The sequence below is a fragment of the Pseudomonas silensiensis genome (genome assembly GCF_050434865.1).
GTDB classification, from domain to species: Bacteria; Pseudomonadota; Gammaproteobacteria; order Pseudomonadales; family Pseudomonadaceae; genus Aquipseudomonas; species Aquipseudomonas fluorescens_W.
In genome coordinates, this window is sequence record NZ_JBNDJH010000012.1 from 139111 (window position 1) to 163443 (window position 24333).

The 24333-nt window shown below is 58.9% G+C and carries 22 protein-coding genes; 14 read left to right on the forward strand and 8 right to left on the reverse strand.

What is annotated here, in order from left to right:
• Positions 1-94: 94 nt before the first annotated feature.
• Positions 95-1444, reverse strand: coding sequence for a spinster family MFS transporter (locus tag QF010_RS18515; RefSeq protein WP_033059039.1), 1350 nt, complete (start codon positions 1442-1444; stop codon positions 95-97).
• A 288-nt stretch (positions 1445-1732) separates the two neighbouring features.
• Here QF010_RS18515 and QF010_RS18520 point away from each other — a divergent pair, with 288 nt between their 5' ends.
• On the forward strand, positions 1733-4015 hold the full coding sequence (locus tag QF010_RS18520; protein WP_429533645.1) for a putative bifunctional diguanylate cyclase/phosphodiesterase: 2283 nt from the start codon (positions 1733-1735) through the stop codon (positions 4013-4015).
• Here QF010_RS18520 and QF010_RS18525 read toward each other — a convergent pair.
• Entirely contained in the window at positions 3906-4802 is an 897-nt protein-coding gene (locus QF010_RS18525) for an NAD(P)-dependent oxidoreductase (RefSeq protein WP_082459161.1), read from the reverse strand. The two genes, QF010_RS18520 and QF010_RS18525, sit on opposite strands and share 110 nt — an antisense overlap.
• A 197-nt stretch (positions 4803-4999) precedes the next feature.
• Here QF010_RS18525 and QF010_RS18530 point away from each other — a divergent pair, with 197 nt between their 5' ends.
• Positions 5000-7201 (forward strand): hypothetical protein, encoded by a 2202-nt coding sequence (locus QF010_RS18530; protein WP_033059034.1) that lies wholly within the window; start codon positions 5000-5002, stop codon positions 7199-7201.
• 284 nt (positions 7202-7485) lie between these two features.
• Here QF010_RS18530 and QF010_RS18535 read toward each other — a convergent pair whose 3' ends face one another.
• A complete protein-coding gene (locus QF010_RS18535) occupies positions 7486-7791 on the reverse strand; it encodes a DUF2288 domain-containing protein (protein WP_429533646.1) in 306 nt (101 codons plus the stop codon).
• Between the two features lie 338 nt (positions 7792-8129).
• Here QF010_RS18535 and QF010_RS18540 point away from each other — a divergent pair, with 338 nt between their 5' ends.
• The 5 genes from QF010_RS18540 (at position 8130) to QF010_RS18560 (ending at position 13132) form a co-directional block, all read left to right on the forward strand.
• Positions 8130-9257 (forward strand): branched-chain amino acid ABC transporter substrate-binding protein, encoded by a 1128-nt coding sequence (locus QF010_RS18540; RefSeq protein WP_033059031.1) that lies wholly within the window; start codon positions 8130-8132, stop codon positions 9255-9257.
• A gap of 232 nt (positions 9258-9489) precedes the next feature.
• Positions 9490-10413 (forward strand): high-affinity branched-chain amino acid ABC transporter permease LivH, encoded by a 924-nt coding sequence (livH, locus tag QF010_RS18545; RefSeq protein WP_033059029.1) that lies wholly within the window; start codon positions 9490-9492, stop codon positions 10411-10413.
• The gene (locus QF010_RS18550) at positions 10410-11666 is read left to right on the forward strand and encodes a high-affinity branched-chain amino acid ABC transporter permease LivM (protein ID WP_033059027.1); all 1257 of its coding nucleotides are present in this window, start codon (positions 10410-10412) and stop codon (positions 11664-11666) included. The genes livH and QF010_RS18550 overlap by 4 nt, the downstream gene beginning before the upstream one ends.
• Entirely contained in the window at positions 11663-12430 is a 768-nt protein-coding gene (gene livG / locus QF010_RS18555) for a high-affinity branched-chain amino acid ABC transporter ATP-binding protein LivG (RefSeq protein ID WP_033059026.1), read from the forward strand. The genes QF010_RS18550 and livG overlap by 4 nt, the downstream gene beginning before the upstream one ends.
• Entirely contained in the window at positions 12431-13132 is a 702-nt protein-coding gene (locus QF010_RS18560) for an ABC transporter ATP-binding protein (protein WP_008147292.1), read from the forward strand.
• A gap of 116 nt (positions 13133-13248) precedes the next feature.
• On the opposite strand, the gene QF010_RS18565 is transcribed toward QF010_RS18560, so the two are convergent.
• Positions 13249-14157: a LysR family transcriptional regulator gene (locus QF010_RS18565; RefSeq protein WP_033059024.1), complete on the reverse strand. Its 909-nt coding sequence runs from the start codon at positions 14155-14157 to the stop codon at positions 13249-13251.
• Between the two features lie 105 nt (positions 14158-14262).
• Here QF010_RS18565 and QF010_RS18570 point away from each other — a divergent pair, with 105 nt between their 5' ends.
• The 3 genes from QF010_RS18570 to QF010_RS18580 all read left to right on the forward strand — a co-directional run bounded on the left by QF010_RS18570 (position 14263) and on the right by QF010_RS18580 (position 17296).
• Positions 14263-14862 (forward strand): short chain dehydrogenase, encoded by a 600-nt coding sequence (locus QF010_RS18570; protein WP_429533647.1) that lies wholly within the window; start codon positions 14263-14265, stop codon positions 14860-14862.
• A 59-nt stretch (positions 14863-14921) separates the two neighbouring features.
• A complete protein-coding gene (locus QF010_RS18575; protein WP_429533648.1) occupies positions 14922-15587 on the forward strand; it encodes a COG3650 family protein in 666 nt (221 codons plus the stop codon).
• Between the two features lie 95 nt (positions 15588-15682).
• Positions 15683-17296, forward strand: coding sequence for an NAD(P)/FAD-dependent oxidoreductase (locus QF010_RS18580; RefSeq protein WP_429533649.1), 1614 nt, complete (start codon positions 15683-15685; stop codon positions 17294-17296).
• 141 nt (positions 17297-17437) lie between these two features.
• Here QF010_RS18580 and QF010_RS18585 read toward each other — a convergent pair whose 3' ends face one another.
• Positions 17438-18532 carry a PLP-dependent cysteine synthase family protein gene (locus tag QF010_RS18585; RefSeq protein WP_429533650.1) on the reverse strand — a complete coding sequence of 365 codons (1095 nt, stop codon included), beginning with the start codon at positions 18530-18532 and terminating at the stop codon, positions 17438-17440.
• A 239-nt stretch (positions 18533-18771) separates the two neighbouring features.
• Here QF010_RS18585 and nhaA point away from each other — a divergent pair, with 239 nt between their 5' ends.
• The 3 genes from nhaA (at position 18772) to QF010_RS18600 (ending at position 21492) form a co-directional block, all read left to right on the forward strand.
• Complete coding sequence (gene nhaA, locus QF010_RS18590) at positions 18772-19953, forward strand: Na+/H+ antiporter NhaA (protein WP_429533651.1); 1182 nt, start codon at positions 18772-18774, stop codon at positions 19951-19953.
• A 127-nt stretch (positions 19954-20080) separates the two neighbouring features.
• The gene (locus tag QF010_RS18595) at positions 20081-21265 is read left to right on the forward strand and encodes a colicin E3/pyocin S6 family cytotoxin (RefSeq protein ID WP_429533652.1); all 1185 of its coding nucleotides are present in this window, start codon (positions 20081-20083) and stop codon (positions 21263-21265) included.
• Positions 21262-21492: a DUF7683 domain-containing protein gene (locus tag QF010_RS18600; RefSeq protein WP_429533653.1), complete on the forward strand. Its 231-nt coding sequence runs from the start codon at positions 21262-21264 to the stop codon at positions 21490-21492. Before QF010_RS18595 ends, QF010_RS18600 begins: the two co-directional genes overlap by 4 nt.
• An 84-nt stretch (positions 21493-21576) precedes the next feature.
• Here the strand turns inward: QF010_RS18600 and QF010_RS18605 are convergent, their stop codons facing one another.
• Complete coding sequence (locus QF010_RS18605; protein ID WP_046056377.1) at positions 21577-22041, reverse strand: outer membrane lipoprotein; 465 nt, start codon at positions 22039-22041, stop codon at positions 21577-21579.
• 168 nt (positions 22042-22209) lie between these two features.
• Between QF010_RS18605 and QF010_RS18610 the strand changes: the two genes are divergently transcribed.
• Positions 22210-22446, forward strand: a complete 237-nt coding sequence (locus QF010_RS18610) for a hypothetical protein (RefSeq protein ID WP_033059010.1) — start codon at positions 22210-22212, stop codon at positions 22444-22446.
• 5 nt (positions 22447-22451) lie between these two features.
• Here the strand turns inward: QF010_RS18610 and pdxH are convergent, their stop codons facing one another.
• Positions 22452-23099: a pyridoxamine 5'-phosphate oxidase gene (pdxH, locus tag QF010_RS18615; protein WP_429533654.1), complete on the reverse strand. Its 648-nt coding sequence runs from the start codon at positions 23097-23099 to the stop codon at positions 22452-22454.
• Between the two features lie 24 nt (positions 23100-23123).
• Positions 23124-24242, reverse strand: a complete 1119-nt coding sequence (locus QF010_RS18620) for an OmpA family protein (RefSeq protein WP_429533655.1) — start codon at positions 24240-24242, stop codon at positions 23124-23126.
• Positions 24243-24333: the final 91 nt, after the last annotated feature.

Below are 24333 nucleotides of genomic sequence, written 5' to 3' on the forward strand. Positions count from 1 at the left end.
GCCCGCAGCGATGCGGGCCTTTTTTATGGTTTGACGCTGAACCAATGTGGCGAGGGAGCTTGCTCCCTCGCCACAAGTTTCGTGCTCGCTCCTCTTACGCAGTGACCGCCGGAATTTGTGGCTCAACCACCGCCACTAACCCTTCCTTCATCCGCTTGGCATCGCGCACAAAACACCGCGAAGCCAGGAACAGAAACACCATGGTGAAAAACAGCGCTACCGGGATCAAATACATCGCGTCATGCAAGCCGACAGCCTTGAACGCCTCGGTCATCTGTTCAGCACCGGCCGTGAGCATCGCCGTATGCGCAAAGTGGTCGGACAATGCGCCCACCACCACCGGTCCCAAACCACCACCCAACAAATACAACCCGGCAAAGAACAGCGCCATGGCCGTAGCCCGCAAGCGCGGCTCGACTACGTCCTGAATGGCGGTGTAAACGCAGGTGTAGAAGTTGTAGGCAAACAACCAGCCCACACTGAACACCGCCACAAATACCCCGATCTCGATCCGCCCGGAATGCAGCGCCCAAGCCGTGCACACGGTCGAGATGATCAAGCTGAACGCGGCAAACAGCAGTCGCCCATTGGCCACCCGCTGATGAATCTTGTCAGCCACCCAACCGCCCAGTGTCAGGCCGAACAACCCGGTCACGCCAACAATCACCCCGGTTGCCACCGCCGCTTCCTGCAACGGCATCAGGAAATAGCGCTGCAGCATCGGCACCAGAAACGAGTTGCAGGCATAGGTCGCGAAGTTGAAGCACAGCCCCGCCATCACCAGCCACAGGAAAGTCGGCACCGCCAGCACTCGACGGATCGGCCGGTCTACGCGCTCCTGCGAGACTTGCACACTCTCGGCGGCGCCGCGTTTCGGTTCTTTGATGTAGAACATGAAGATCGCCAGGATCAGCCCCGGCACTGCCGCGATAAAGAACGGCGCGCGCCAACTGTCGAAGGCCTTGACCATCGCGCCGATAGTGAAGAACGCCAGCAGCAGCCCCAATGGCAGCCCCAGCATGAAGATACCCATCGCCCGCGCCCGGCGGTGGGCCGGGAACAGGTCGCCGATCAGCGAGTTGGCGGCCGGTGCGTAACTGGCTTCACCGATGCCGATGCCCATGCGCACGATCAGGAAAGCCCAGAAACTCCCCACCAGTCCGTTGACGGCTGTCAGCCCGCTCCACGCCGCCAGGCCCCAGCCCATCAATTTGCTGCGTGAACCGGTATCGGCCATCCGCCCCAGAGGCAGGCCGGCAATGGCATAAACGAGGGTGAATGCGGTACCGATGATCCCCAGCTGAAAGTCGCTGAGGTGCCATTCCATGCGGATCGGTTCGATGATGATGGCCGGAATGGTGCGATCGAAGAAGTTGAACAGGTTGGCCAGGAACAGCAGGAACAGAATGCGCCAGGCATTCGCCGCTTGGGTCGAGTTCTGCATGGGTCCGTCTCTTTTATTGTTATTGGGGCTTCACTGCCAACGCATCCGAGCCCGGAACCTGCAATCTAGTCAGGCCCGCCAGAGCTGTCTGTCACTATTTGTAAAGCTGATACCCCCCCATGGAAGATGTCGCAGCTGATACACCATTTATTTCCAAACGCTCTAACGCTCATTCCAAAATGGTTAGCGCCAATTTGCCACTATGGTTTGCACTCTAAACACGCCTTCTATACTCCAAAGCATTCGCCAGCGTTCATGGCGACAGCCAGGATGACAACGGGGCATGCTATGGAGTGGCTTGGTTTGCATTTCATTACCGAGCTGACGGCGAACGGCCAGGTAATACTCAACAGCACACATGACCCTTTTCTGGTACTGCTGGCTTATCTGGTCGCCTGTGTCGGCAGCTTTGCCACATTGGACATGGCCGAACGGGTCGGTCACGTGGAAAAACCCGCCTCGCAGCGGCTCTGGCGCTGGGTCGGTGCCAGTTGCCTGGCGGGCGGGATATGGGCCATGCACTTCATTGGCATGCTCGCGTTTCAGGCGCCGATCGACATTCAATATGAATTACCCATCACGCTCCTTTCTCTGTTGATCGCCCTGCTCGCCTCATGGCTGGCCATGCATACGCTCAGTCATCCCCGCCTGAGTTTTTGGCAATATCTCCAGGCGTCGATCTGCATTGGCCTGGGCATCGCCACCATGCATTACGTGGGCATGAGCGCCATGCGTTCGAGTGCGATGGCCTATTACCAACCCACGCTATTCGCCCTCTCCATCGTGATCGCCATCGGTGCCTGCCTTGCAGCCCTGCTGATATCAAGTCATCTGCGCGACGGTACCGGTCTGTTCCATCAACTGCTCAAATACAGCGCCAGTCTGGTGCTCGGGGCAGGCATCATCAGCATGCACTTCACCGGCATGGCCGCCTTCAATCTGGTGCTGCCCGCCGACAGCCTCCCGCCGCTGCCCGGCGCAAACAATCATCTGCAACTGGGTCTGACAGTGGCGATCATGACGTTGCTGATCATCGGCAGCAGCATCAGCGCGGCGCTGGCGGACAAGAAGCTGCAAAACAAGGAGCGCGACCTGCAACGGGTCAACGCCCTGCTCAGTCAACTGGACCAGGCGAGGATGTCGCTACAACAGGTGGCGCACTACGACCCCCTGACCAACCTGATCAACCGTCGTGGCTTCAACCAGATTTTTGCCGAGAAGCTCATCGAGAAAACCAACGAAGGCGGCATGCTGGCGGTGCTGTTCCTGGACATCGACCATTTCAAGCGAATCAACGACAGCCTCGGCCATGATGCCGGCGACGAATTGCTCAAAGTCCTGGCCACCCACATAAAGTGTTCGGTACGCAGCCACGAAGATGTGGTGGCGCGCTTCGGAGGCGACGAGTTTTGCATCCTCATCGGCCTGCATGATCGTGATGAAGCGCGGCACATGGCCCAGCGCATCATGACGAAAATGAAGGAGCCCATCGAGCTGTCAGGGCGGCGCATGGTCATGACCACCAGTATCGGCATCAGCTTGTTTCCGGAAGATGGCAAGACCTGTGAAGAGTTGCTGAAAAACGCTGACCTGGCGCTGTATCAGTCTAAGGACGGCGGGCGCAATGGCCTGAATTTCTTCAGCGAAGACCTGAAAACCCGCGCGACGCTGGAACTGCAACTCGAAGAAGAGCTGCGCCACGCCCTGCGTGAAAACACCGGACTGATGCTCTATTACCAACCGATCTACGACCTGAAAACCGCTCAGGTCAGCAAACTTGAAGCGCTGGTACGCTGGCAACATCCGGTTCACGGACTGCTGGCACCGGACCGGTTCATTGCCATCGCCGAGGCCAACGGCCTGATCGCCGAACTGGACAACTGGGTCCTGCGCAAAGCCTGTGAGGATCTGGGCGAATTGTCGCGTCAGGGTTGCGAGGACTTGCGCATCACCGTGAACTGCTCGCCCCTGAACCTGGCGCGCGAAGATTTGGCCGATGAAATCGAACACGCGCTACGGGTCTCCGGAGTGGCGCCGCAGCGGCTGGAACTGGAGGTGACCGAAAATGCGCTGATGGGCAACATCGCCGATACGCTGGTGTTGCTGCGCCAGATTCGTGCCCTCGGCGTGTCGCTGTCGATTGATGACTTCGGCACCGGTTATTCATCTCTGGCCTATCTCAAACGGCTGCCACTCAACACGCTGAAGATCGACCGCTCGTTCATCCAGGACATTCCCAAGGCCACCCAGGACATGGAAATCGTACAAGCGATCATCGTCATGGCCCACACGCTGCATTTGCAGGTAGTCACCGAAGGCGTCGAAACCCTTGAGCAATACGAGTTTCTGGAGCGTAACGGCTGCGACTTCGTGCAGGGCTACCTGCTCAGTCGTCCGGTACCGCTGGCGCAATTGCGTCCCGTGCTGAGCGAAATCAACCAGCGCAAGCACCCGTACACTGTCAGCCCTTTGAGTCTGGTTCGCGGTACAACTGCACTAGCGTCGACGGATCTTTTTCCAGAAACCCCTGCCCCCCATGCAGGCGCATCAGTTGTGCGGCCAGTCCACTGATCGGCGTGGCCGAGCCTTGCTCACGGGAAAACTTCACCGCGGTGTCGAGGTCCTTGAGCAGCGTGCGCACATGCCATTTCACCGGTTCAAAACGGCTTTCGGCCATTTGCGGAGCAAGGATCTGTAACGGCTTTGAATCGGCAAACCCGCCGGCCAGAGCCTCGGCGATCAGGCTGGCCTGCACCCCGGAACGCTCGGCCAGCGCCACCACTTCGGCGATCACCAGCGCGTTGCAGGCGACGATCATCTGATTGCAGGCCTTGGTCACCTGCCCCGCTCCGACGGCGCCCATGTGGGTCACGCGCTGGCCGAGGCTCAACAGCACAGGCCTGACGCGCTCAAGATCCGCCGCTTCACCGCCCACCATGATCGCCAGGCTGCCAGCCTCGGCGCCGACCACTCCGCCGGACACGGGTGCATCCAGCCAGCTCATGCCGGTTTGGCTGACCAGCGCTGTCGCCATGTCCCGCGTCGCGGTGGGTTCAAGGCTGGAAAAATCCACCAGCAACTGACCGCTTTTCGCCCCCTCGGCAACACCGGCCGGGCCAAACACCACCTCACGAACCACCGAGGTGTCCGCCAGGCACAGCATCACCACGTCGGCGTGCCGGCACAGCTCAGCCGGCGTGGCGACCTGTCGTGCACCGGCCTCGACCAGCGGCGCGCACTTGGCTGGATTGCGGTTCCACACCGTCAGCGGATAACCCGCTGCCAGCAAGCGCCGGCACATTGGCAAGCCCATCAGGCCGACCCCGGCAAATCCGAGCGAAGGTAACGATGCCATCATCTGGCCTCCTTTTGATTAAAGATTGGCGAATATTGGCCGATTCATCATGACTTAGGAAAGGATTCCCCCGAGTAATGCTCAGGCCAAGGCCCTGACGCTTGGGCCAAATACGCGCTGAAAAAAGACGCGAGATCCCATCCGTGATGGTTCGACGACATCGTGTCGCTCAACCAACCAGCCCAGGTACATGGCGCACAATGACTTCTAAAAATAATCCGGCCCCTGCGATATCCGATCTGACGTTGAGCCCCGCGGCAAACAGTCCCGCACCGTCGAAGCCATTGACGCCATCGCGCCCGTTGTCGACTCAGCAATACCTGTACTTCACCGAAACCAACACCGACCGCATCCTCGATAACCTCGATGGTCTGCGTGACATGGTGTTCCCGCGCCCACCGCATCTGGAAGGCGACAGCGAACATCACAGCGATCAGGAATTCCCCTCGGTGTGCCTGATCGGCCTGGGCCGCTGCGGTTCGAACATCGCGCTGGACGTTGCGGAGCTGGTGTACAACGCCCGCAAGTTCTACCTCAATGAATTCAATAACGAAGATCGCCTGTCGCCGGAAAAACGCTTCGCCGAAAAGGGCTACAGCCCGGCACAGTGGATTCGCAACAACCTGCGCCTGGGGTCGAACAAGGCCACCAAACCGGTGTTCCTGGTAGAGCCGCTGGTCATGCTCGGCGACTTGGACAAAGACATCGCCGGCCGCATCCGTTTCTCGCGCAAGGGCGAAAAAAGCGGTTTCCTGCGCGACTACAGCAAAATGAAAATAATGGACTTGTCGGAAGTCCACGCCGGTGGCGCCGGTAACGCGCCGATCCTCGGTCAGTACCTGGCCAAGATCATCCTGAACAAGGACACCCAGCGTTTCTCCAGCCCTGACTGGAAGATGATTCATTCGTACCTGATCGACAGCTGCGGGATCAAGGCCAACCAGTCGCGCCTGTATTTCTCGATCTTCAGTGCCGGCGGCGGTACCGGTTCGGGCATGGCCTCGGAGTTCGGCCTGGCCCAGCAACACTCGTACATGAACAAGACGTTCGACACCAAGCCGATGGACGAGCACGACGGCAAGAGCGGTCATTCCTTCGTCTTCGAGCCGATCTTCACCAGCGGCATCTGCGTGTTGCCGAACATTTCCGATCATCGCAGCGAAATGTCCGAGGCGCTGCACATCAACGCCGGTCGCCTGCTGTGTAAATACCTGTCGGAAGAGTGGGACTTCTCCTACAACTTCGCCAACGAAGACAGCAGCGAAGCCAGTGTCATGGGCCGTATCCGCCCATGGAACGCCATGATGCTGATCTCCAACGACATCATGCGTTACGCCGAAGAAAGCGATGACGGCAACATTCAGAACATCGACGTCAACGCGATGGAAAAGCACGCTAACCAGTACATCTCACAGCAGATCTTCAACATTCTGACGGCTCAGGCGGTTACCACCGACTACGACCAGAACTATTTCCGTCGCGCCGGCATCGACATTGGCGAAACCATTCGCCTGGACGCCAACGACCTGTTCATGAGCCTGGCCGGTCCGGTAGCGATTGCCTACGCCGAGTCCGTGGTGCCGGAAACTCCGCCGCCGAGCAGCGACAAGTTCAAGGTGTTCGAGAAAGAACCGCAGCGCCTGAACATCGACGACCTGTTCTTCCGCTCCATCGACTTGCCGCACTTCAACAAAGTGACCCAGGCAATCGAAGGCATCAGCCTGCTGCCGATCGAATCCAAGCGCTATCGCGCCTCGCTGGAGCAGTACAAGAATTCGGGTTACGACGCGGCCGCGTTGCACGACCTGCACTTCTTCAAGAACTGCTCGTCGGTGGTCTCGATTGTTTCGCTGCCGAAGGACTACAAGCTGTCCTACATGGACTTGAACCGGTTGAAGACCCACCTCAACAGCCTGTTCCCGAACACCACGCTCAAGCGTTATGCGCTGGTCATCGGCGCCTCGGCCAACTTGTCGCTGACCACCCTGATCGCCAAGAGCCCGTGCCTGTCGGACGATTTCCTGACGCTGATCGTGGCCTTCATCAAGCGTTGTTTCGCGAAAACCCCGTACCGCTTTGACGAAACCCTGGATAACTCGATCCTGGACTTCATCATTAATGAAGAGTTCGACGAAGACCGGATCGACGAGCTGCTGAATGAGTTCGAGAACCCGGCGAAGATCCTCGACACCAACTGGTACGCGATCAAACCGATGTACGAGAAGAAGTACCGCGAGCTGATCAATGACAAAGACAAGTTCGTCTCGATCAATGACATTCGTCTGTCCCGGGATTGCGTGAAGAAGTCGATCAAGTACTTGCGCGAGATTTATCGTCACCGCATTGGCAAGACCAAGGTTATTTCGCTGAATAACCATACCGGCAAGACGTTCTCGGTCTGACGCCAGACCCAGTCGCCGCCATCGCGAGCAGGCTCACTCCTACATTTGGAATGCGTTCCCCTGTAGGAGTGAGCCTGCTCGCGATGACGGCATCAGATTCGCCACAGATCCAACATTCAGAAACAATTAAGCAGCCATCAGGCTGCTCAATAAACTGTTCCCGTTACGTTTACGTCACCCTCGCCAAGACCCTTCTGTGGCCTTTCTCTACGGCAACATGCCATCACGCTACTCGGCTACACACTTTTGCCCGACAAAGGCGCGCACCAATAGAGTGCATGACTTCAGCTCGTCGCCCTTTCCTGGATCAGAATCCACGGCGAAACGACCACTGCCCACAGCTGCGGATCGCGTTCGAAAAGATCCAGCGCCCGCGTTTCAGACAGCTTGGCGACCTTGTCGGCGGCCAGCCAGGCAGCCACTTTCTCGCCTTCATCGGTCGCGATTGCTTCCGCTGCAGCAATCAAATCCAGACCGGGATCGACCCACAATAGGGCACCCTTGGCGAAGAACGGCTCCAGCTCTTTCCAGGTAATAGATGCGGTTTCACCAAGCAGCTTGGCATAGAGGGTGCTAGGTTCTTGAGTCATGGGTCCTGTCCGGAAAAGAAATCGACGTAATCATAACGTTGGTGGTCTGGCAGAAAAACCCGGATGCAATAGAGTTACCGATTGAAAACAGCAGGAAAGCCAAGGATTGCTGATATTTCAGCTATAACCCCCGCCGCCATTCTGTCTTTTTCTTTCAATAAAGCGACACCCTCAGGTTTTGCCCCCTGGCGCCAGCTTCCCAGGCTAACAATTGGCGCTCTACACTGTACCGGTACAGTTGCCGGGGGCATTTTCCGGAGGATATCGAAGATATCTGACCCGGTTCTGCTGCTACGGCGCCAGGACTATAAAAACTACAACAGTAAGAGTGGAGCACTATGACTAAGGCTACTAAGCAGATTTCCAAACTGTTTGCCGCTATGGTTCTGGCCGGGGTTGCCAGCCATTCGTTCGCAGCTGACACCATCAAGATCGGCATCGCCGGCCCTAAAACCGGCCCTGTAGCCCAATACGGCGACATGCAGTTCAGTGGCGCCAAAATGGCCATTGAACAGATCAACGCCAAAGGCGGCGTAGACGGCAAGAAACTCGAAGCCGTTGAATACGATGACGCCTGTGATCCAAAACAAGCGGTAGCGGTCGCGAACAAAGTCGTCAACGACGGCGTCAAGTTCGTGGTCGGTCACCTGTGCTCCAGCTCCACTCAGCCAGCTTCGGACATTTACGAAGACGAAGGCGTGATCATGATCACCCCGGCTGCCACCAGCCCGGACATCACGTCCCGTGGTTACAAAATGGTGTTCCGCACCATCGGTCTGGACAGCGCCCAGGGCCCTGCCGCCGGTAACTACATTGCCGATCACGTAAAACCGAAAATCGTTGCTGTTCTGCACGACAAACAGCAATACGGTGAAGGCATCGCCACCGCCGTGAAGAAAACCCTGGAAGGCAAAAACGTCAAGGTTGCCGTGTTCGAAGGCATCAACGCCGGCGACAAAGACTTCTCTTCGATGATCTCCAAGCTCAAGCAAGCCAACGTCGACTTCGTTTACTACGGCGGCTACCACCCGGAGCTGGGTCTGATCCTGCGTCAAGCACAGGAAAAAGGCCTGAAAGCCAAGTTCATGGGTCCGGAAGGCGTGGGTAACGACTCCATTTCGCAAATCGCCAAAGACGCTTCCGAAGGCTTGCTGGTGACCCTGCCGAAATCCTTCGACCAGGATCCGGCCAACATCGCCCTGGCTGATGCGTTCAAAGCCAAGAAAGAAGACCCGAGCGGTCCGTTCGTGTTCCCGGCCTACTCGGCTGTGGAAGTGATCGCCGACGGCATCAAGGCTGCCAAGTCCGAAGACACTGCCAAGGTGGCTGCTGCCATCCACGCAGGCACCTTCAAGACGCCGACTGGCGACCTGAGCTTCGACGACAAGGGCGACCTGAAAGACTTCAAATTTGTGGTTTACGAGTGGCACTTCGGCAAACCTAAAACTGAAGCCAAGCCTCAGTAAGGCGTTGCCTGACTGACTGCCAACAAAGCCCACGGCGTGCCGTGGGCTTTGTTTTACGAACGTATTGGGCCGCGCTGGCGTGATCCGCCAGTCTCCCCACCTGAAAATCTCAAAACCGTCATCAGCGGTTCGCTGGCAAACCTCGCGTTCGAAGTGGATGCAGATCCACGGGGCTCGAGCGGGAAAATGACTCCACCAGTGAAATGCGTATCAGGTTTTTAGGAGCGCTGTAATGCCTGACATCTATCACTTTTTCCAACAGCTGGTTAATGGTCTGACCATTGGCAGCACGTATGCCCTGATCGCCATCGGCTATACGATGGTTTACGGCATCATTGGAATGATCAACTTCGCCCACGGCGAGGTGTACATGATTGGTTCCTACGTGGCGTTCATCGCCATTGCGGGCCTGTCCATGATGGGACTCGACAGTGTTCCGCTGTTGATGACCGCTGCTTTTCTCGCGACCATTGTCGTGACCAGTGCCTACGGTTACAGCATCGAACGGATCGCCTACCGCCCTTTGCGCGGCAGCAACCGTCTGATCCCACTGATTTCCGCCATCGGTATGTCGATCTTCCTGCAGAACACGGTTCTGCTGGCGCAAGACTCCAAGGACAAATCCATCCCCAACCTGATCCCTGGTAACTTCTCCATCGGGCCAGGTGGCGCACAAGAAGTGCTGATTTCCTACATGCAAATCGTGGTGTTCGTGGTGACCTTTGTCGCCATGCTCGGCCTGACGATGTTCATCTCCCGCTCTCGCCTGGGTCGCGCCTGCCGTGCCTGTGCCGAAGACATCAAGATGGCCAACCTCTTGGGTATCAACACCAACAACATCATCGCCCTGACCTTCGTCATCGGTGCCGCACTGGCAGCCATCGCGGCTGTGTTGCTGAGCATGCAGTACGGCGTGATCAACCCGAACGCCGGCTTCCTGGTCGGTCTCAAGGCCTTCACCGCAGCGGTACTGGGTGGTATCGGCAGCATCCCCGGCGCCATGCTCGGCGGGATCGTGCTTGGGGTGGCGGAAGCCTTTGGTGCCGATATCTTCGGCGACCAGTACAAGGACGTCGTGGCGTTCGGCTTATTGGTTCTGGTGTTGTTGTTCCGGCCAACCGGCCTGTTGGGCCGTCCGGAGGTTGAAAAAGTATGACTAGGAATCTTAAACAGGCGTTGTTCAGCGCCTTGCTGGTGTGGGCCGTTGCCTACCCGGTACTCGGTCTGAAACTGACCATTGTCGGCATCAACCTCGAAGTCCATGGCACCAGCACTACAACGCTGATCACCATCGCCGTGTGCTCGGTGCTGATGTTCCTGCGGGTGTTGTTCGACCACCAGATCAGCTCGGCCTGGAAAGCCTCGCCAAATCTGCCGGTGATGCCGGCCAAGGCCAGTACGTTCCTGACCCTGCCGACCACTCAGCGCTGGATCATCATCGCGTTGATCATCGGTGCGCTGGTCTGGCCGTTCTTCGGCTCCCGCGGTGCGGTGGATATCGCCACGCTGGTGCTGATCTACGTGATGCTGGGCCTGGGCCTGAACATCGTGGTCGGCCTGGCCGGTCTGCTCGACCTCGGTTACGTCGGCTTCTATGCCGTCGGCGCCTACAGCTATGCGCTGCTGTCGCACTACTACGGTCTGAGCTTCTGGATCTGCCTGCCAATCGCCGGGATGATGGCGGCCACCTTCGGCTTCCTGCTCGGCTTCCCGGTGCTGCGTTTGCGCGGTGACTATCTGGCGATCGTGACGCTGGGCTTCGGTGAAATCATCCGTCTGTTCCTGCGTAACCTGACCGGCCTCACGGGTGGTCCGAACGGCATCAGCAACATCGAGAAACCGACGTTCTTCGGCCTGACCTTCGAACGTAAAGCCGCTGAAGGCCTGCAGACCTTCCACGAGTACTTCGGCCTGGAATACAACTCGATCAACAAGGTGATCTTCCTTTACCTGGTCGCCTTGTTCCTTGCCCTGTTCGCGCTGTTCGTGATCAACCGCTTGCTGCGCATGCCGCTGGGCCGTGCCTGGGAAGCGTTGCGTGAAGACGAAATCGCCTGCCGTGCGTTGGGTCTCAATCCTACCGTCATCAAGCTCTCCGCCTTCACCCTCGGTGCGTGCTTCGCCGGTTTCGCCGGCAGCTTCTTCGCCGCGCGTCAGGGCCTGGTAACACCGGAGTCCTTCACCTTTATCGAGTCGGCGACCATCCTCGCCATCGTGGTGCTGGGTGGCATGGGCTCGCAACTGGGCGTCGTACTCGCCGCCACGGTGATGATCCTGTTGCCGGAAATGATGCGTGAGTTCAGTGAATACCGCATGTTGATGTTCGGCGCCTTGATGGTGCTGATGATGATCTGGCGTCCTCAAGGTCTGCTGCCTATGCAACGCCCCCACATGGAGCTGCGCAAATGAGCCGCGAGATCCTTAAAGTCGAAAATCTGAGCATGCGCTTCGGCGGCTTGCTGGCGGTCAACGGCGTAGCCCTGAGCGTGAAGGAAAAACAGGTGGTTGCACTGATCGGCCCCAACGGCGCCGGCAAGACCACCGTGTTCAACTGCCTGACCGGTTTCTACCAGCCGAGTGGCGGCAGCATCCTGTTGGACGGCGAGCCGATCGAAGGCCTGCCCGGCCACAAGATCGCCCTCAAAGGCGTGGTGCGCACCTTTCAGAACGTGCGGTTGTTCAAGGACATGACCGCGGTCGAGAACCTCTTGATCGCCCAGCACCGTCACCTGAACACCAACTTCCTGGCGGGCCTGTTCAAGACCCCATCGTTCCGCAAGAGCGAGCGCGAGGCCATGGAGTTCGCCGAGTACTGGCTGGACAAGGTCAACCTCAAGGCCTTCGCCAACCGTCCGGCCGGCACCCTGGCCTACGGTCAGCAACGCCGTCTGGAAATCGCTCGCTGCATGATGACCCGCCCGCGGATCCTCATGCTCGACGAACCGGCCGCCGGCCTGAACCCGAAGGAAACCGAAGACCTGAAGGCGCTGATCAGCATGCTGCGTGAAGAGCACAACGTCACCGTGCTGCTGATCGAACACGACATGAAACTGGTCATGAGCATTTCCGACCACATCGTCGTGATCAACCAGGGCACGCCTCTGGCCAATGGCACGCCGGAACAGATCCGCGACAATCCCGAAGTGATCAAAGCCTACCTGGGGGAAGCGTAAATGCTGCAATTCGAAAACGTTTCCACCTTCTACGGCAAGATCCAGGCCCTGCACAGCGTCAACGTCGAAGTCCGCCAGGGCGAGATCGTGACCCTGATCGGCGCCAACGGTGCCGGCAAGTCGACCCTGCTGATGACGCTCTGCGGTTCGCCGCAAGCCCACAGCGGCAGCATCCGCTACATGGGTGAGGAATTGGTCGGCCAGAGCTCCTCGCAGATCATGCGCAAGAGCATCGCCGTCGTGCCGGAAGGTCGTCGGGTGTTTGCCCGTCTGACCGTGGAAGAAAACCTCGCCATGGGCGGATTCTTCACCGACAAGGGCGATTATCAGGAACAGATGGACAAGGTCCTCGGACTTTTCCCACGCCTGAAAGAGCGCTTTGCCCAACGCGGCGGCACCATGTCCGGCGGCGAACAGCAAATGCTCGCCATCGGCCGTGCGCTGATGAGCAAACCCAAGCTGTTGCTGCTCGACGAACCTTCGTTGGGCCTGGCACCGATCATCATCCAGCAGATCTTCGACATCATCGAACAGCTGCGCAAGGATGGCGTGACGGTGTTTCTGGTGGAGCAAAACGCCAACCAGGCGCTGAAAATCGCTGATCGTGCGTACGTTCTGGAGAACGGCCGGGTGGTGATGACAGGCACTGGGGAAGCGCTGCTGACTGACCCGAAAGTACGTGAAGCGTACCTGGGTGGTTGAGTCTTCGCGGTAAACAAAAAACGGCCTTCGGGCCGTTTTTTTTTATGCCTGCCACACCCCTCAACAACAATGAAGCCCGCTCCCACAGGGGTTTTGTGTGGTGTCAGTCTTTACCGTTAAAGCCGATCCAGCGCTTCACCGCTGCGCTTGAACCAGCCAATCAGATAATCCGCCAGCACCTGTGTGCGCTTCGGCAAACCGCCCTGATACGGGTGAACCAGGTACATCGGCATGCGGCGGGTCTGATAATCGCGCAGGATCCAGCGCAAACGTCCGTCAGCCAATTCCGCTTGCAGCAGGTAGGACGGCAACCGCGCAATGCCGGCGCCGGCCAGGGCCGCTTTCTTCAGCAGGCTGTAATGGTTGCTGGCGAACGGTCCCGAGACTCGCACCCGCAGCAATTCGTGTTGCTGGTGATAGAGCCACTCTTCGCGACCGCTGTAATGACTGTTGAGCAGACAGCGGTGTTCAGCGAGCGCTTGAGGCGTCAACGGTTCGCCGTATTGCTCAAGGTAAGCCGGGCTGGCGCAGGTCATTTCGTGCCAGGCTAATAGCGGCCGGGCCACCAGGCGCTCGTCATTGCCCACCTCGGAGCGAACTGCGAGATCAAACCCGTCGCGGGACAAATCACGGTAGCTGTTGCTCAGGTCCAGCTCGATCTGCACCTCGGGGTACTTGCCGGAAAACTCCAGCAACAAGCCATCGAAGAAGGTTTCCCCCAGCGAAACCGGAACCGTCATACGCACCGGTCCAGCCATGTCGTCCTTCAACCGCGCCAATGCCTGACGCGCCCTTTCGACCTGGACTACGAGCGCCTGGGCTTGCGGCAACAGCGCCGCACCCGCAGCGGTCAGGCTCAAACGGCGGGTGGTGCGTTGCAGCAGCACCACTGAAAACCGCGATTCCAGTTGGCTGATGCGCTTGGATAACTGCCCCTTGCTGCACCCCAATTGCTGCGCTGCCAGAGTAAAACTCCCCGCTTCGATCAACACCGCAAACGCTGCCAGATCATCCATCTCGCTCATGGATTGTTTCCATTTGAAAACCAAAGGTTGCCTATTAGCGCGCTTATCAACAGAAAAAACCACTCTAGACTTCAACCTCGTTTAACCACTTCGAGGAACAGCACGATGAAAATTCTTTTGATAGGCGCAGGCGGCACCATTGGTTCGGCGGTCGACAAGGAATTGTCCGAGCGTCACGAGATCATCCGCATCGGCCGCAACAGCGGTGATTTCAATGTGGATATCAGCGACAGCGCGTCGATTCGCAAGCTGTTCGAGCAAACCGGCAAGTTCGATGCACTGGTCTGCGCCGCCGGCAACGTGACCTTCGCCCCCCTCGGTGAAATGACCGAAGAAAGCTTCGCGCTGGGCCTGAAAGACAAGTTGATGGGCCAGGTCAATTTGCTGCTGATCGGCCGCGAGTTCGCCAATGACGGCGCCTCGTTCACCTTAACCACCGGCGTGCTCAGCCACGACCCGATTCGCAGCGGCGCCTCGGCAGCGCTGGTCAATGGCGCCCTCGACAGCTTTGTCCGTGCCGCAGCGATCGAATTGCCTCGTGGCCTGCGGGTGAACTCAGTAAGCCCTAATGTACTGGTCGAAGCCATGGGCAAGTACGCGCCGTATTTCCGCGGCTACAAACCGGTTCTGGCAGCGGATGTGGCATTGGCCTACGCCAAAAGTGTGGAAGGCCTGCAAACAGGTCAGACCTTTCACGTGGGCTAAACCCTTGTGATGAACGGTCAGGCTGAGTAACGTGGCGGCACTTGTCTGGAGACTCAAAGATGCGTGCTGCCCGTTCCTTAGTCCTTGTTGCCCTGCTTCCGTTGTTCGCCGCTTGCCAGTTGCTCGATGGCCCGCGTGAAAGTGCCTCCCACGTGGGCCAGACCCGTATGCAGGGCCAGCTGACGGCGGCCGACGGCAAGCTGTTGTTCCAGCCGTGCAATGAGCAGCGCAGTTATGTGGTCAACGACATCGGCGGCACCAGCGTCCTGCAAGAGGCCGCAACCCTGGCCGATGCACAGGGCAAGCTGTTTGCCGACGTGCGCGGCAGTATCGTAGCCAGTGGTGCCGACAGCCGCCTCGATCTTGCGCAGCTGTACCGCGTCGAGCGCTCGGGCACCGCGTGCAACGATCCGAATTTCAAATTGCTGATCCTGCGCGCCGCCGGACATGGGCCTGAGTGGAACGTGAAAGTCAGCGGAAAAGGCATGGTCATCGAGCGCGCCGGTCAGCCGCCATTGGCCGTGCCCTACGTTGAAGAGCAACTGGGCGATGGCCGCTTCAACCTCAGCACCGAAGCCAATAACCAGCGCATCGAACTGTGGGTTGCACCGCAACGTTGCGTCGACAGCAGCACCGGCAGTGTCCAGCACATGAGCGCCGAACTGCGCGTCGACGGCCAGGTTCAGCGTGGCTGCGGGTATTTCGGCGGATCGCGTAACGACTGATCGTTTTAGCCTCACGGGAATCATTCTTTGAGGCTTATAATCGCGGGCTTCAAACGCCTTGGCGCAGTTGTGCGCCCCGCGAACCGGATCCTGTCATGTTACGAATCACCGAACTCAAGCTGCCGATCGACCATCCCGAAGAAGACCTGCGCCCTGCCATCGTGCAGCGCCTGGGCATCACCAGTGATGACCTGCTCGACTTCACCTTGTTCAAGCGCAGCTACGATGCGCGCAAAAAGTCCTCCGAACTGTGCTTCATCTACACTATCGACCTCAACGTTCGCGATGAGGCGGCGGTGCTGCACAAGTTCGCCGATGACCGTAACGTCAACGTGGCGCCGGATGTCAGCTACAAAGCGGTAGGCCAGGCGCCGGCTGATCTTGAGCAACGTCCAGTCGTCGTGGGTTTCGGCCCGTGCGGGATTTTCGCCGGGCTGCTGCTCGCGCAAATGGGCTTCAAGCCGATCATCCTCGAGCGCGGCACCGAAGTGCGTCAGCGCACCAAGGACACTTGGGGTCTGTGGCGTAAAAGCGTGCTTAACCCGGAATCCAACGTGCAGTTCGGTGAAGGTGGCGCGGGGACGTTCTCTGACGGCAAGCTCTACAGCCAGATCAAGGACCCGAAGTTCATCGGTCGCAAAGTCCTGCACGAGTTCGTCAAAGCAGGCGCGCCGGAAGAAATTCTCTACGTCAGCAAACCGCACATCGGTACGTTCCGTCTGACCGGTGTGGTGGAAAACATGCGTGAGCAGATTCGCGCGTTGGGTGGCGAAGTGCGCTTCCAGCAGCGCGTGACCGACGTGTTGATCGAGGACGGCCAACTGGTCGGCGTCGAGCTCAATGGCGGCGAGCAGATCCATTCGAAACACGTGATTCTGGCCCTCGGCCACAGCGCCCGCGACACCTTCCGCATGCTCCACGGCCGTGGCGTGTTCATGGAAGCCAAGCCGTTCTCGGTGGGTTTCCGCATCGAACACCCGCAATCGCTGATCGACCGCGCACGCTTGGGCAAGTACGCCGGCCACCCGAAACTCGGGGCCGCGGACTACAAACTGGTGCACCACGCCAGCAACGGCCGGTCGGTCTACAGCTTCTGCATGTGCCCGGGCGGCACCGTGGTGGCGGCGACCTCCGAGCCAGGTCGCGTGGTCACCAACGGCATGAGCCAGTACTCGCGTAACGAGCGCAACGCCAACTCCGGGATCGTCGTCGGGATCACCCCGGAAGTCGATTATCCGGGCGGCCCGCTGGCGGGTATCGAGTTGCAGGAACGCCTGGAATCCCACGCCTTTGTATTGGGCGGCAGCAACTACGAAGCGCCGGCGCAACTGGTCGGCGACTTCATTGCCGGCAAGCCGTCCACCGAGCTGGGCAGCGTAGAACCGTCCTACAAACCGGGGGTTGCCTTGGGTGATTTGGCGTTGGCCTTGCCGGCGTTCGCCATCGAAGCCATTCGCGAAGCCTTGCCTGCGTTCGAGAAGCAGATTCGCGGTTACTCGCTGCACGACGCCGTGTTGACCGGGATCGAGACGCGTACGTCGTCACCGCTGCGGATTACCCGTAACGAGTCGATGCAGAGCCTGAACGTGAAAGGCTTGTTCCCGGCCGGTGAAGGCGCGGGTTATGCGGGCGGGATTCTGTCGGCGGGTGTCGACGGGATTCGGATTGCAGAAGCGGTGGCCCGCGACATCCTCGGCCTCGAGGCCTGACCCGCGATTCCCCAAGCAAAGCAAAACCCTGTGGGAGCGAGCCTGCTCGCGATAGCGGTAGATCAGTCGACATCTCTGTTGAATGTTCAGCCGTCATCGCGAGCAGGCTCGCTCCCACAGGGGTTCAGCGTCTGAACAATCTCAGATATTGGCGCGCAGCACGCTGGCTGGCAGCGGCTCACCGCGCTCAACGCTTACCGCCACGGTATCCATCAAACCACTCAACTCATACCCCTGGGCCTTGAGCCAAGCCTGATCGTAATAGGTGGTCGCATAGCGCTCGCCGCCATCACACAGAATCGCCACGATTGACCCCGACTCCCCCGCCGCCGCCATCTGCTGGGCCGCCATCAAGGCGCCGATCAGATTGGTCCCGCTCGACCCGCCGACCCGACGTCCCAAACGCTGCGCCAGGTAATGCATGGCCGCCAGAGACAACGCGTCCGGCACCTTGACCATCGCATCGATCACTTTGGGCAGGAACGACGCTTCCACCCGAGGCCGGCCAATGCCTTCAATTCGCGAACCGCAATCCAGGCGCAGACTGGCGTCGCCGGTCTGGTAGTAATCGAAGAACACCGAGCGCTCGGCATCGGCGCAGAGCACGCGGGTGCAATGTTGGCGGTAACGCACGTAACGGCCCAGCGTCGCGGTGGTGCCGCCGGTGCCGGGGCTGGAAATCAACCAGCTCGGCTCGGGATGTTTCTCGAAACGCATCTGATGGAAGATCGACTCGGCGATGTTGTTGTTCGCCCGCCAGTCGGTAGCGCGCTCGGCATAGGTGAACTGGTCGATGAAATGCCCATCGTGTTCGCGAGCCAGGCGTTCGGATTCGGCGTAGATCTGCGTCGGATCGTCGACCAGATGACTCTTGCCGCCGTAGAAAGCGATCTGCGCAATCTTCTCTTTGGAGGTGGTCGCCGGCATCACCGCAATGAACGGCAAGCCCAGCAAACTGGCGAAGTACGCTTCGGAAATCGCCGTCGAACCGCTGGACGCTTCAATCACCGGCGCACCGGGTTTGAGCCAGCCATTACACAGCGCATACAGAAACAGCGAGCGCGCCAAGCGGTGCTTCAGGCTGCCGGTGGGATGGCTGGACTCATCCTTGAAATACAACTCGATGCCCGGAAAACCCGGCAGCGGCAAGGGGATCAGGTGGGTGTCGGCGCTGCGCTGGAAGTCGGCTTCGATGATCCGGATGGCTTCGCGGGCCCACTGTCGGTTGTCGCTCATGGTGGTTTTCTCGTTGAGTCGGCCTTGTTGCAAGGCTCAGCTAACAAGCTTAGGAAAAAACCTACATCGCGCACAGGTACAGCTGAGGTTCAATACGCCGGACAACTGCTAGGCTCAGGTCCCTGCTGGGTGTTCGCGTTGTAACGGCATATAACAAAAAAGAATATAACTTTTGTTTTAACAACTAACGGTACGGGTTAGGGTGTGCCACCTTTTGAATTCATCGATGGAGAGCGACCTTGCCTCTGCGTAGCACTTTCACGCGTTTCTTCCAGTTGGAAGCTGCCAGCGGACTGTTATTGATCGCCGCTGCGGCCCTGGCATTGATCATCAACAATTCCCCGCTGTCGTGGCTTTACAGCAGTTTTCTGGACACTCCGGTAGTGGCGCAGGTCGGCGCGTTGCAAATCGCCAAACCGGCGCTGCTGTGGATCAACGATGGCCTGATGGCCCTGTTCTTCCTGCTGATCGGCCTGGAAGTGAAGCGCGAAGTCCTCGACGGCCAGCTGTCGAAACCGTCACAAATCGTCCTGCCCGGCGCGGCGGCGATTGGCGGCATGGTGGTGCCGGCGCTGATCTACTGTTTTCTGAACCGCGAAGACCCGGCAGCCCTGGGTGGCTGGGCCATCCCGATGGCCACCGACATCGCCTTCGCCCTCGGCGTACTGGCTCTGCTGGGTAAGCGGGTACCGGTGTCGCTGAAACTTTTCCTGATGACGTTGGCGATTATTGACGACCTCGGTGCAATCATCGTCATTGCGATCTTCTACTCGGGTACACTCTCGACCCTTTCGCTGACCCTGGCCGCGACGTGCATCGTGGCACTGATCGCGATGAACCGGCTCGGAGTGGTCAAGCTCGGGCCGTACATGATCATCGGCCTTATCCTTTGGGTTTGTGTGCTCAAGAGCGGCGTCCACGCGACACTGGCCGGTGTGACCCTGGCCTTCTGCATTCCACTGCGCACGAAAAACGCCGAACCTTCGCCGCTGCTGACCCTCGAACACGCCCTGCATCCATGGGTGGCCTACGGCATCCTGCCGCTGTTCGCCTTCGCCAACGCGGGTCTGTCTCTGAGCGGCGTGACCGTCGAAAGCTTCACTCACCACGTGCCGATGGGCATCGCGGTCGGCCTGCTGCTGGGCAAGACCCTCGGCGTCTTCGGCCTGACCTGGCTGGCGGTGAAAATCGGCATCGCCGCCCTGCCCCAAGGCGCCAACTGGGGCCAGGTATTGGGCGTGGCAATCCTCTGCGGCATCGGCTTCACCATGAGTCTGTTTGTCGGCTCCCTGGCGTTTGAACCGGGTGTCAGTGGATACGCCGGGATGGATCGGATGGGGATTTTGACCGGGTCGATATTGGCGGCATTGATTGGTTATGCGGTGACGGCGGCGGCGAGTCGCAAGAGCACCGCGCTGTAATCCTGATAAACAGAGACAACTCTTAGAGTCATTCAGGACTCGTCCTACAGCCACGATCAGCCTCGTTCGTTAACGTCGCACAGCCCCTTTTCTGGGGTCTGTCGACGGACGAACGCAAGGAAGATCAGTGGCTGGCAATAAGGACATTCCCCGGGTTCAGAGCCCACCGTCAGGCGACGGTCATCACGTCACTCACCGCTTCATGACGGCCACCGAACTGGCCGCGCGTGATGCCAGACAAAACGCTTACGACGCGATGCTCGCGAGGCAAGACGCCTTCGAGCGAAGTCGTGAAGTTGCCGTGAAGAAGAACGAAACCGTTCGTGCGGGGTGTGTCTTCGCCAAGTCCTGCAACCTGCCGGACGCCATCATCGATTACTCGAATCCTTCGGGAATGGTGCCCACCGACAGCCTCAAGGACTACGGAGAAGTCGCCTGGCTCGGCGCTCGTGAGGTAGACGATGCCGGGCTGCTGAATCTTGAAACCATCAGCGGCAGTACTGTCTCGCTCGGTATTGGGCGACTTGCGCTTCATGCCCCGACTCTCACTGCTCCGGTCGCTGCACTTGGCGCTGCCGGATCCATCGCGCTGGCCACTGTGGTCGCGCTGTTCTGGACGCCCAGCCTGGGCGACAGTGCGCTCTATACCGAAGATCAACTGCGCGCCCTGAAACAGGCCAGAACCCGTGTTCGTCTGCAGGTCGAACAACAGGCTGACGGCAGCCTCAAGGGTTATGCGTTTTACACTGGCCAGAACCGCGATTGGGAAATGGTTGATGTCGTGCAGTTCAGCTTGCGCGGCAGTCAGCAGGTGGCGGATCTGGGGGATGGTGTTGAGCTGATCTGGACGCCGGCTGTGGATGGTTCGGACATCCTTGGCATTCCAGCGTTGGAGGCTGCGCCGCAAGCGCCGCACATTTGGGTTTATCCGCCGACGAAAGCGGCTGACAGCATTATCGTGAACCCGGTTTACCCGCCTGAGTACAAGGATTTCATTCTTGTGTTTCCGGTGGGGTCGTTGGTGAAGCCGGTTTATATTGTGGTCAGTGTTTCTAACCACAAATATTATCCGGCGCCAAAGGGACTGACCGCTTTTCCCAATGCTACGAGAGCAACTCGTAAGACCCCAATTAAAGGTGGTGGCGGCCTTAGAAAACGCTGGAAAACTCCAAATGGGAAAATTTTTGAATGGGACTCACAGCATGGGGCTGTCGAGATGTACGACAAACGTGGCCGTCATCTCGGTGAATATGATCCGACTACTGGCGAGCAGACCAAACCAGCGGATAACACTAGGAAAGTAGAACCATGATTTACGTTATAGAGGCATTTGATAAAAAAACCGAACTCCTCGCATTCGAAGAAGAGTTGCCGAACGGCTACGAAAAAGAATTAAAAGCAATTATGGGATGGACAACGGATCAACAAGGCTGGGAGGGATACAACCTCACGACCGAGCAGCTTGATTCCTTGGAAGAAATACTCGGAAAGAAAATTTATAACCCATCATTTCTATTTCAACTCACCTGCAACGTCTAGAAATAGCGCCGTTTGATTCTCACTTCAAAAAACAAAACCCCGACCAGTCACCTGATCGGGGTTTTCTTTTACCCGTATTCCCGCTTAGTGCGAAACGCGGCTAGTCCCATCAACAGTGGCAATCCGCACTCGCTCGCCAACGCGGAACACTTCATTTTCCTGAACCTGTTGCACGTAGGCGCGCATGCTGCCGTCGTCTTCGCGAACGGTGATTTCCACGCCTTGGGCGCGGGTCAGGCCTTCTTCTGTGGCCGAGCCGATCAGGCCGCCAGCAACGGCGCCGATAACTGCAGCAACGATGCTGCCGCGACCGCCACCGACTGCGCTGCCGCCCACACCACCCACCGCCGCACCGGCAAGGCCGCCGATAGGGGTTTTGGTGCCTTCGATTTTGACCGGTCGCAGGGATTCGATGGTGCCCATGCGAACGGTCTGCACGCGACGCGCTTCGTCACGGGAGTAGGAGTCACCGGTCAAGCTCGATTGGCAGCCAGTGAGCAACATCGCCATCGTGGAAAAGGAAGCAACCAGCAGAACAGACTTACGCATAGCATCAACTCCAAAGGACAAGTATTCATTAAACTCCGCAGCTTGACGCCTGTCACGACCTCGCCCGGATAAAATTGGTTTGATTCAGGCCCGGTACAGGCACCTCCACGAACTCACCACACAGTAGCGGCAAATTCCGGAATCTGCGCCGCTGCCCCAAGGATTGTCATGGATTACTTCATCATTGTCGTCACTACCGTTGCCGGATTGTATTTCCACTGGTGGCTATACGTGCGGATCAAACGCTGGATGGACCGCGATCTGGCGTTGGCACTGGCGGGTAAAGACGAGCAGAAAAAGGCGTTCATGCTCCAGCAACTGGCGAACGCTCAAGCGCAGAAAATCAAGCGCCGAGACCTGCCGCAGTGGCTTGAAGCCGCTGCGGCAGGCTATCCCGATCGGTAGACGGCTTAAGGTGCCAGACGTTCAAGAATCCAGTCGGCGCCCTGCAAGCGATAGTTGAGGCGATCGTGCAGGCGGCTCGAACGGCCTTGCCAGAACTCGATGCGCTCCGGTAACAAACGATAACCGCCCCAGTGCTCAGGGCAATGAGGTTGCGTGTCGCTGAAACGTTGTTCGGTGTTCTTGAGCAACGCTTCCAGTTCGGCACGATCGGCGATCACCCGGCTTTGCGGCGAAGCCCAGGCACCGAGGCGACTGCCCAGCGGCCGGACCTGGAAGTAGGCGTCGGACTCTTCAGGCGTAACCTTCACCACCCGCCCTTCGATGCGCACCTGGCGCTCCAGGGCCGGCCAGAAAAAGGTCATGGCCGCGAACGGATTCGCGGCCAGATGCTGGCCCTTGGCACTGTCGTAGTTGGTGAAGAAGGTGAAGCCCTGATCGTCCAGCCCCTTGAGCAGCAGAATGCGGCAATGCGGCCGACCGTCCTGATCGACAGTGGCCAGGGTCATGGCGTTGGCTTCCACCGGCGCCTGCTCGGTTTTCACCGCGTCCGCGAACCAGTGATGGAACAGCGCGAATGGCTCGGCCGGGGCTTGCGCCTCGGTCAGGCCATCACGGGTGTAGTCGCGACGCATATCAGCCAGGCCCTGGGTCATGGCGCATTCCTTTTGGTTAACGAATCACTTTTTTACAGTATCGGCGGACTCAGCGACTTTTTTCGTGTCGGCAGCGGCTTTGGCCGGCGCAGTCTTTTTCGCTGGAGTCGCGGTTTTAGCCGGTGCCTTCTTGGCGGCGGCTTTCTTGGCCGGGGCTTTTTTCGCCGCAGGCACATCGGCTTTCTTCGCAGCTGGCGCCGGAGTGACTGGCTTGACCACTGGCTTGACGTCCTGGGCAGCGACCAACTTCACTGGCGCCGGGGCTGGCATGTTGTACTTGCTCAGCAGCGCGACCATGGTGTTTTGCGGGGTCACCAGCAGTTCGACGCGACGGTTCAAGGCACGGCCTTCATTGCTGTCGTTGGCAGCACGCGGGGCTTCGCCACCCATACCCCGCAGCATCAGACGATCACGCTGCAGACCGCTGAGGCGGAAAATCGCTGCCACGGCCTGGGCACGCTCCTGGCTCAGTTTCACGTTGGCCGGTGCGGCGCCCGACGTATCACTGTGGCCAAGCACCAGCACGGCAGTTTTCGGATCGACTTCAAGGATTTTCGCGACGCGAGTGAACGGGCCGAGAGTCACCGGCAGCAGCATGGCCGGACGGTCAGGGTTGAACGAGCCCTCTACCGGCGCGGTTACAACCAGTACGTTTTCACGGCGCTCGAGTTGCAGGTTGCTGCCCTTGATCGCTTCGCGCAGGCGCGGTTCGTAGTCGTCGAGCCAGGCCTGGGTAACTTTAGGATCGGGCATTGGCACAGCTTTAGCGGTGCTTTGCTCTTTACCACCGAACGGCCACCACCATTTGCCACCTGCATCGGCCTCAGCCTTGGCCTTGGCCACCTCGACCGGTTTGGCTTCAGGCTTGGCTTCAGCTTTCACCTCAGGCTTGGCTGGCATCTTGTCGGCACTGTCATCGGAGCCGAACGGCCAGTACCAATGGCTGGCGCTTTCAGTCTTGGCCACCGGGGCGGTTGCCGCAGGCTTCAGAGGTACCGGGCCCGGAGCCGGGGTTTTAGCGGCGACTTTGTCGGACGACCCGAACGGCCACCAGCTGCTGCCATCCGAGTCATTTTGTGGGGTTTGTGCGCAACCGGTAATAGCGAAGCACAGGGCCAAAGCGAGGGTTTTATTGGAAGACATTGGATATCCACAAAATGAAGTAATGAACTATCAGGCCGGAGTGACCCGGATAAACAGACGCTTGGAAATCAAAAAGGCCTTGGGGTTCCGG

Excerpts from the sequence above, each read along its gene's own strand:
- QF010_RS18520 (WP_429533645.1), top strand. The coding sequence starts at position 1,733 with ATGGAGTGGCTTGGTTTGCATTTCATTACCGAGCTGACGGCGAACGGC.
- QF010_RS18575 (WP_429533648.1), top strand. The coding sequence starts at position 14,922 with ATGCGTGCTGCCCGTTCCTTAGTCCTTGTTGCCCTGCTTCCGTTGTTC.
- QF010_RS18535 (WP_429533646.1), bottom strand. The coding sequence starts at position 7,791 with ATGACTCAAGAACCTAGCACCCTCTATGCCAAGCTGCTTGGTGAAACC.
- pdxH (WP_429533654.1), bottom strand. The coding sequence starts at position 23,099 with ATGACCCAGGGCCTGGCTGATATGCGTCGCGACTACACCCGTGATGGC.
- QF010_RS18525 (WP_082459161.1), bottom strand. The coding sequence starts at position 4,802 with ATGATGGCATCGTTACCTTCGCTCGGATTTGCCGGGGTCGGCCTGATG.
- livG (WP_033059026.1), top strand. The coding sequence starts at position 11,663 with ATGAGCCGCGAGATCCTTAAAGTCGAAAATCTGAGCATGCGCTTCGGC.
- QF010_RS18550 (WP_033059027.1), top strand. The coding sequence starts at position 10,410 with ATGACTAGGAATCTTAAACAGGCGTTGTTCAGCGCCTTGCTGGTGTGG.
- QF010_RS18605 (WP_046056377.1), bottom strand. The coding sequence starts at position 22,041 with ATGCGTAAGTCTGTTCTGCTGGTTGCTTCCTTTTCCACGATGGCGATG.
- QF010_RS18565 (WP_033059024.1), bottom strand. The coding sequence starts at position 14,157 with ATGAGCGAGATGGATGATCTGGCAGCGTTTGCGGTGTTGATCGAAGCG.
- QF010_RS18540 (WP_033059031.1), top strand. The coding sequence starts at position 8,130 with ATGACTAAGGCTACTAAGCAGATTTCCAAACTGTTTGCCGCTATGGTT.
- QF010_RS18515 (WP_033059039.1), bottom strand. The coding sequence starts at position 1,444 with ATGCAGAACTCGACCCAAGCGGCGAATGCCTGGCGCATTCTGTTCCTG.
- QF010_RS18620 (WP_429533655.1), bottom strand. The coding sequence starts at position 24,242 with ATGTCTTCCAATAAAACCCTCGCTTTGGCCCTGTGCTTCGCTATTACC.
- QF010_RS18530 (WP_033059034.1), top strand. The coding sequence starts at position 5,000 with ATGACTTCTAAAAATAATCCGGCCCCTGCGATATCCGATCTGACGTTG.
- QF010_RS18580 (WP_429533649.1), top strand. The coding sequence starts at position 15,683 with ATGTTACGAATCACCGAACTCAAGCTGCCGATCGACCATCCCGAAGAA.
- QF010_RS18600 (WP_429533653.1), top strand. The coding sequence starts at position 21,262 with ATGATTTACGTTATAGAGGCATTTGATAAAAAAACCGAACTCCTCGCA.
- QF010_RS18560 (WP_008147292.1), top strand. The coding sequence starts at position 12,431 with ATGCTGCAATTCGAAAACGTTTCCACCTTCTACGGCAAGATCCAGGCC.
- QF010_RS18585 (WP_429533650.1), bottom strand. The coding sequence starts at position 18,532 with ATGAGCGACAACCGACAGTGGGCCCGCGAAGCCATCCGGATCATCGAA.
- QF010_RS18610 (WP_033059010.1), top strand. The coding sequence starts at position 22,210 with ATGGATTACTTCATCATTGTCGTCACTACCGTTGCCGGATTGTATTTC.
- livH (WP_033059029.1), top strand. The coding sequence starts at position 9,490 with ATGCCTGACATCTATCACTTTTTCCAACAGCTGGTTAATGGTCTGACC.
- QF010_RS18570 (WP_429533647.1), top strand. The coding sequence starts at position 14,263 with ATGAAAATTCTTTTGATAGGCGCAGGCGGCACCATTGGTTCGGCGGTC.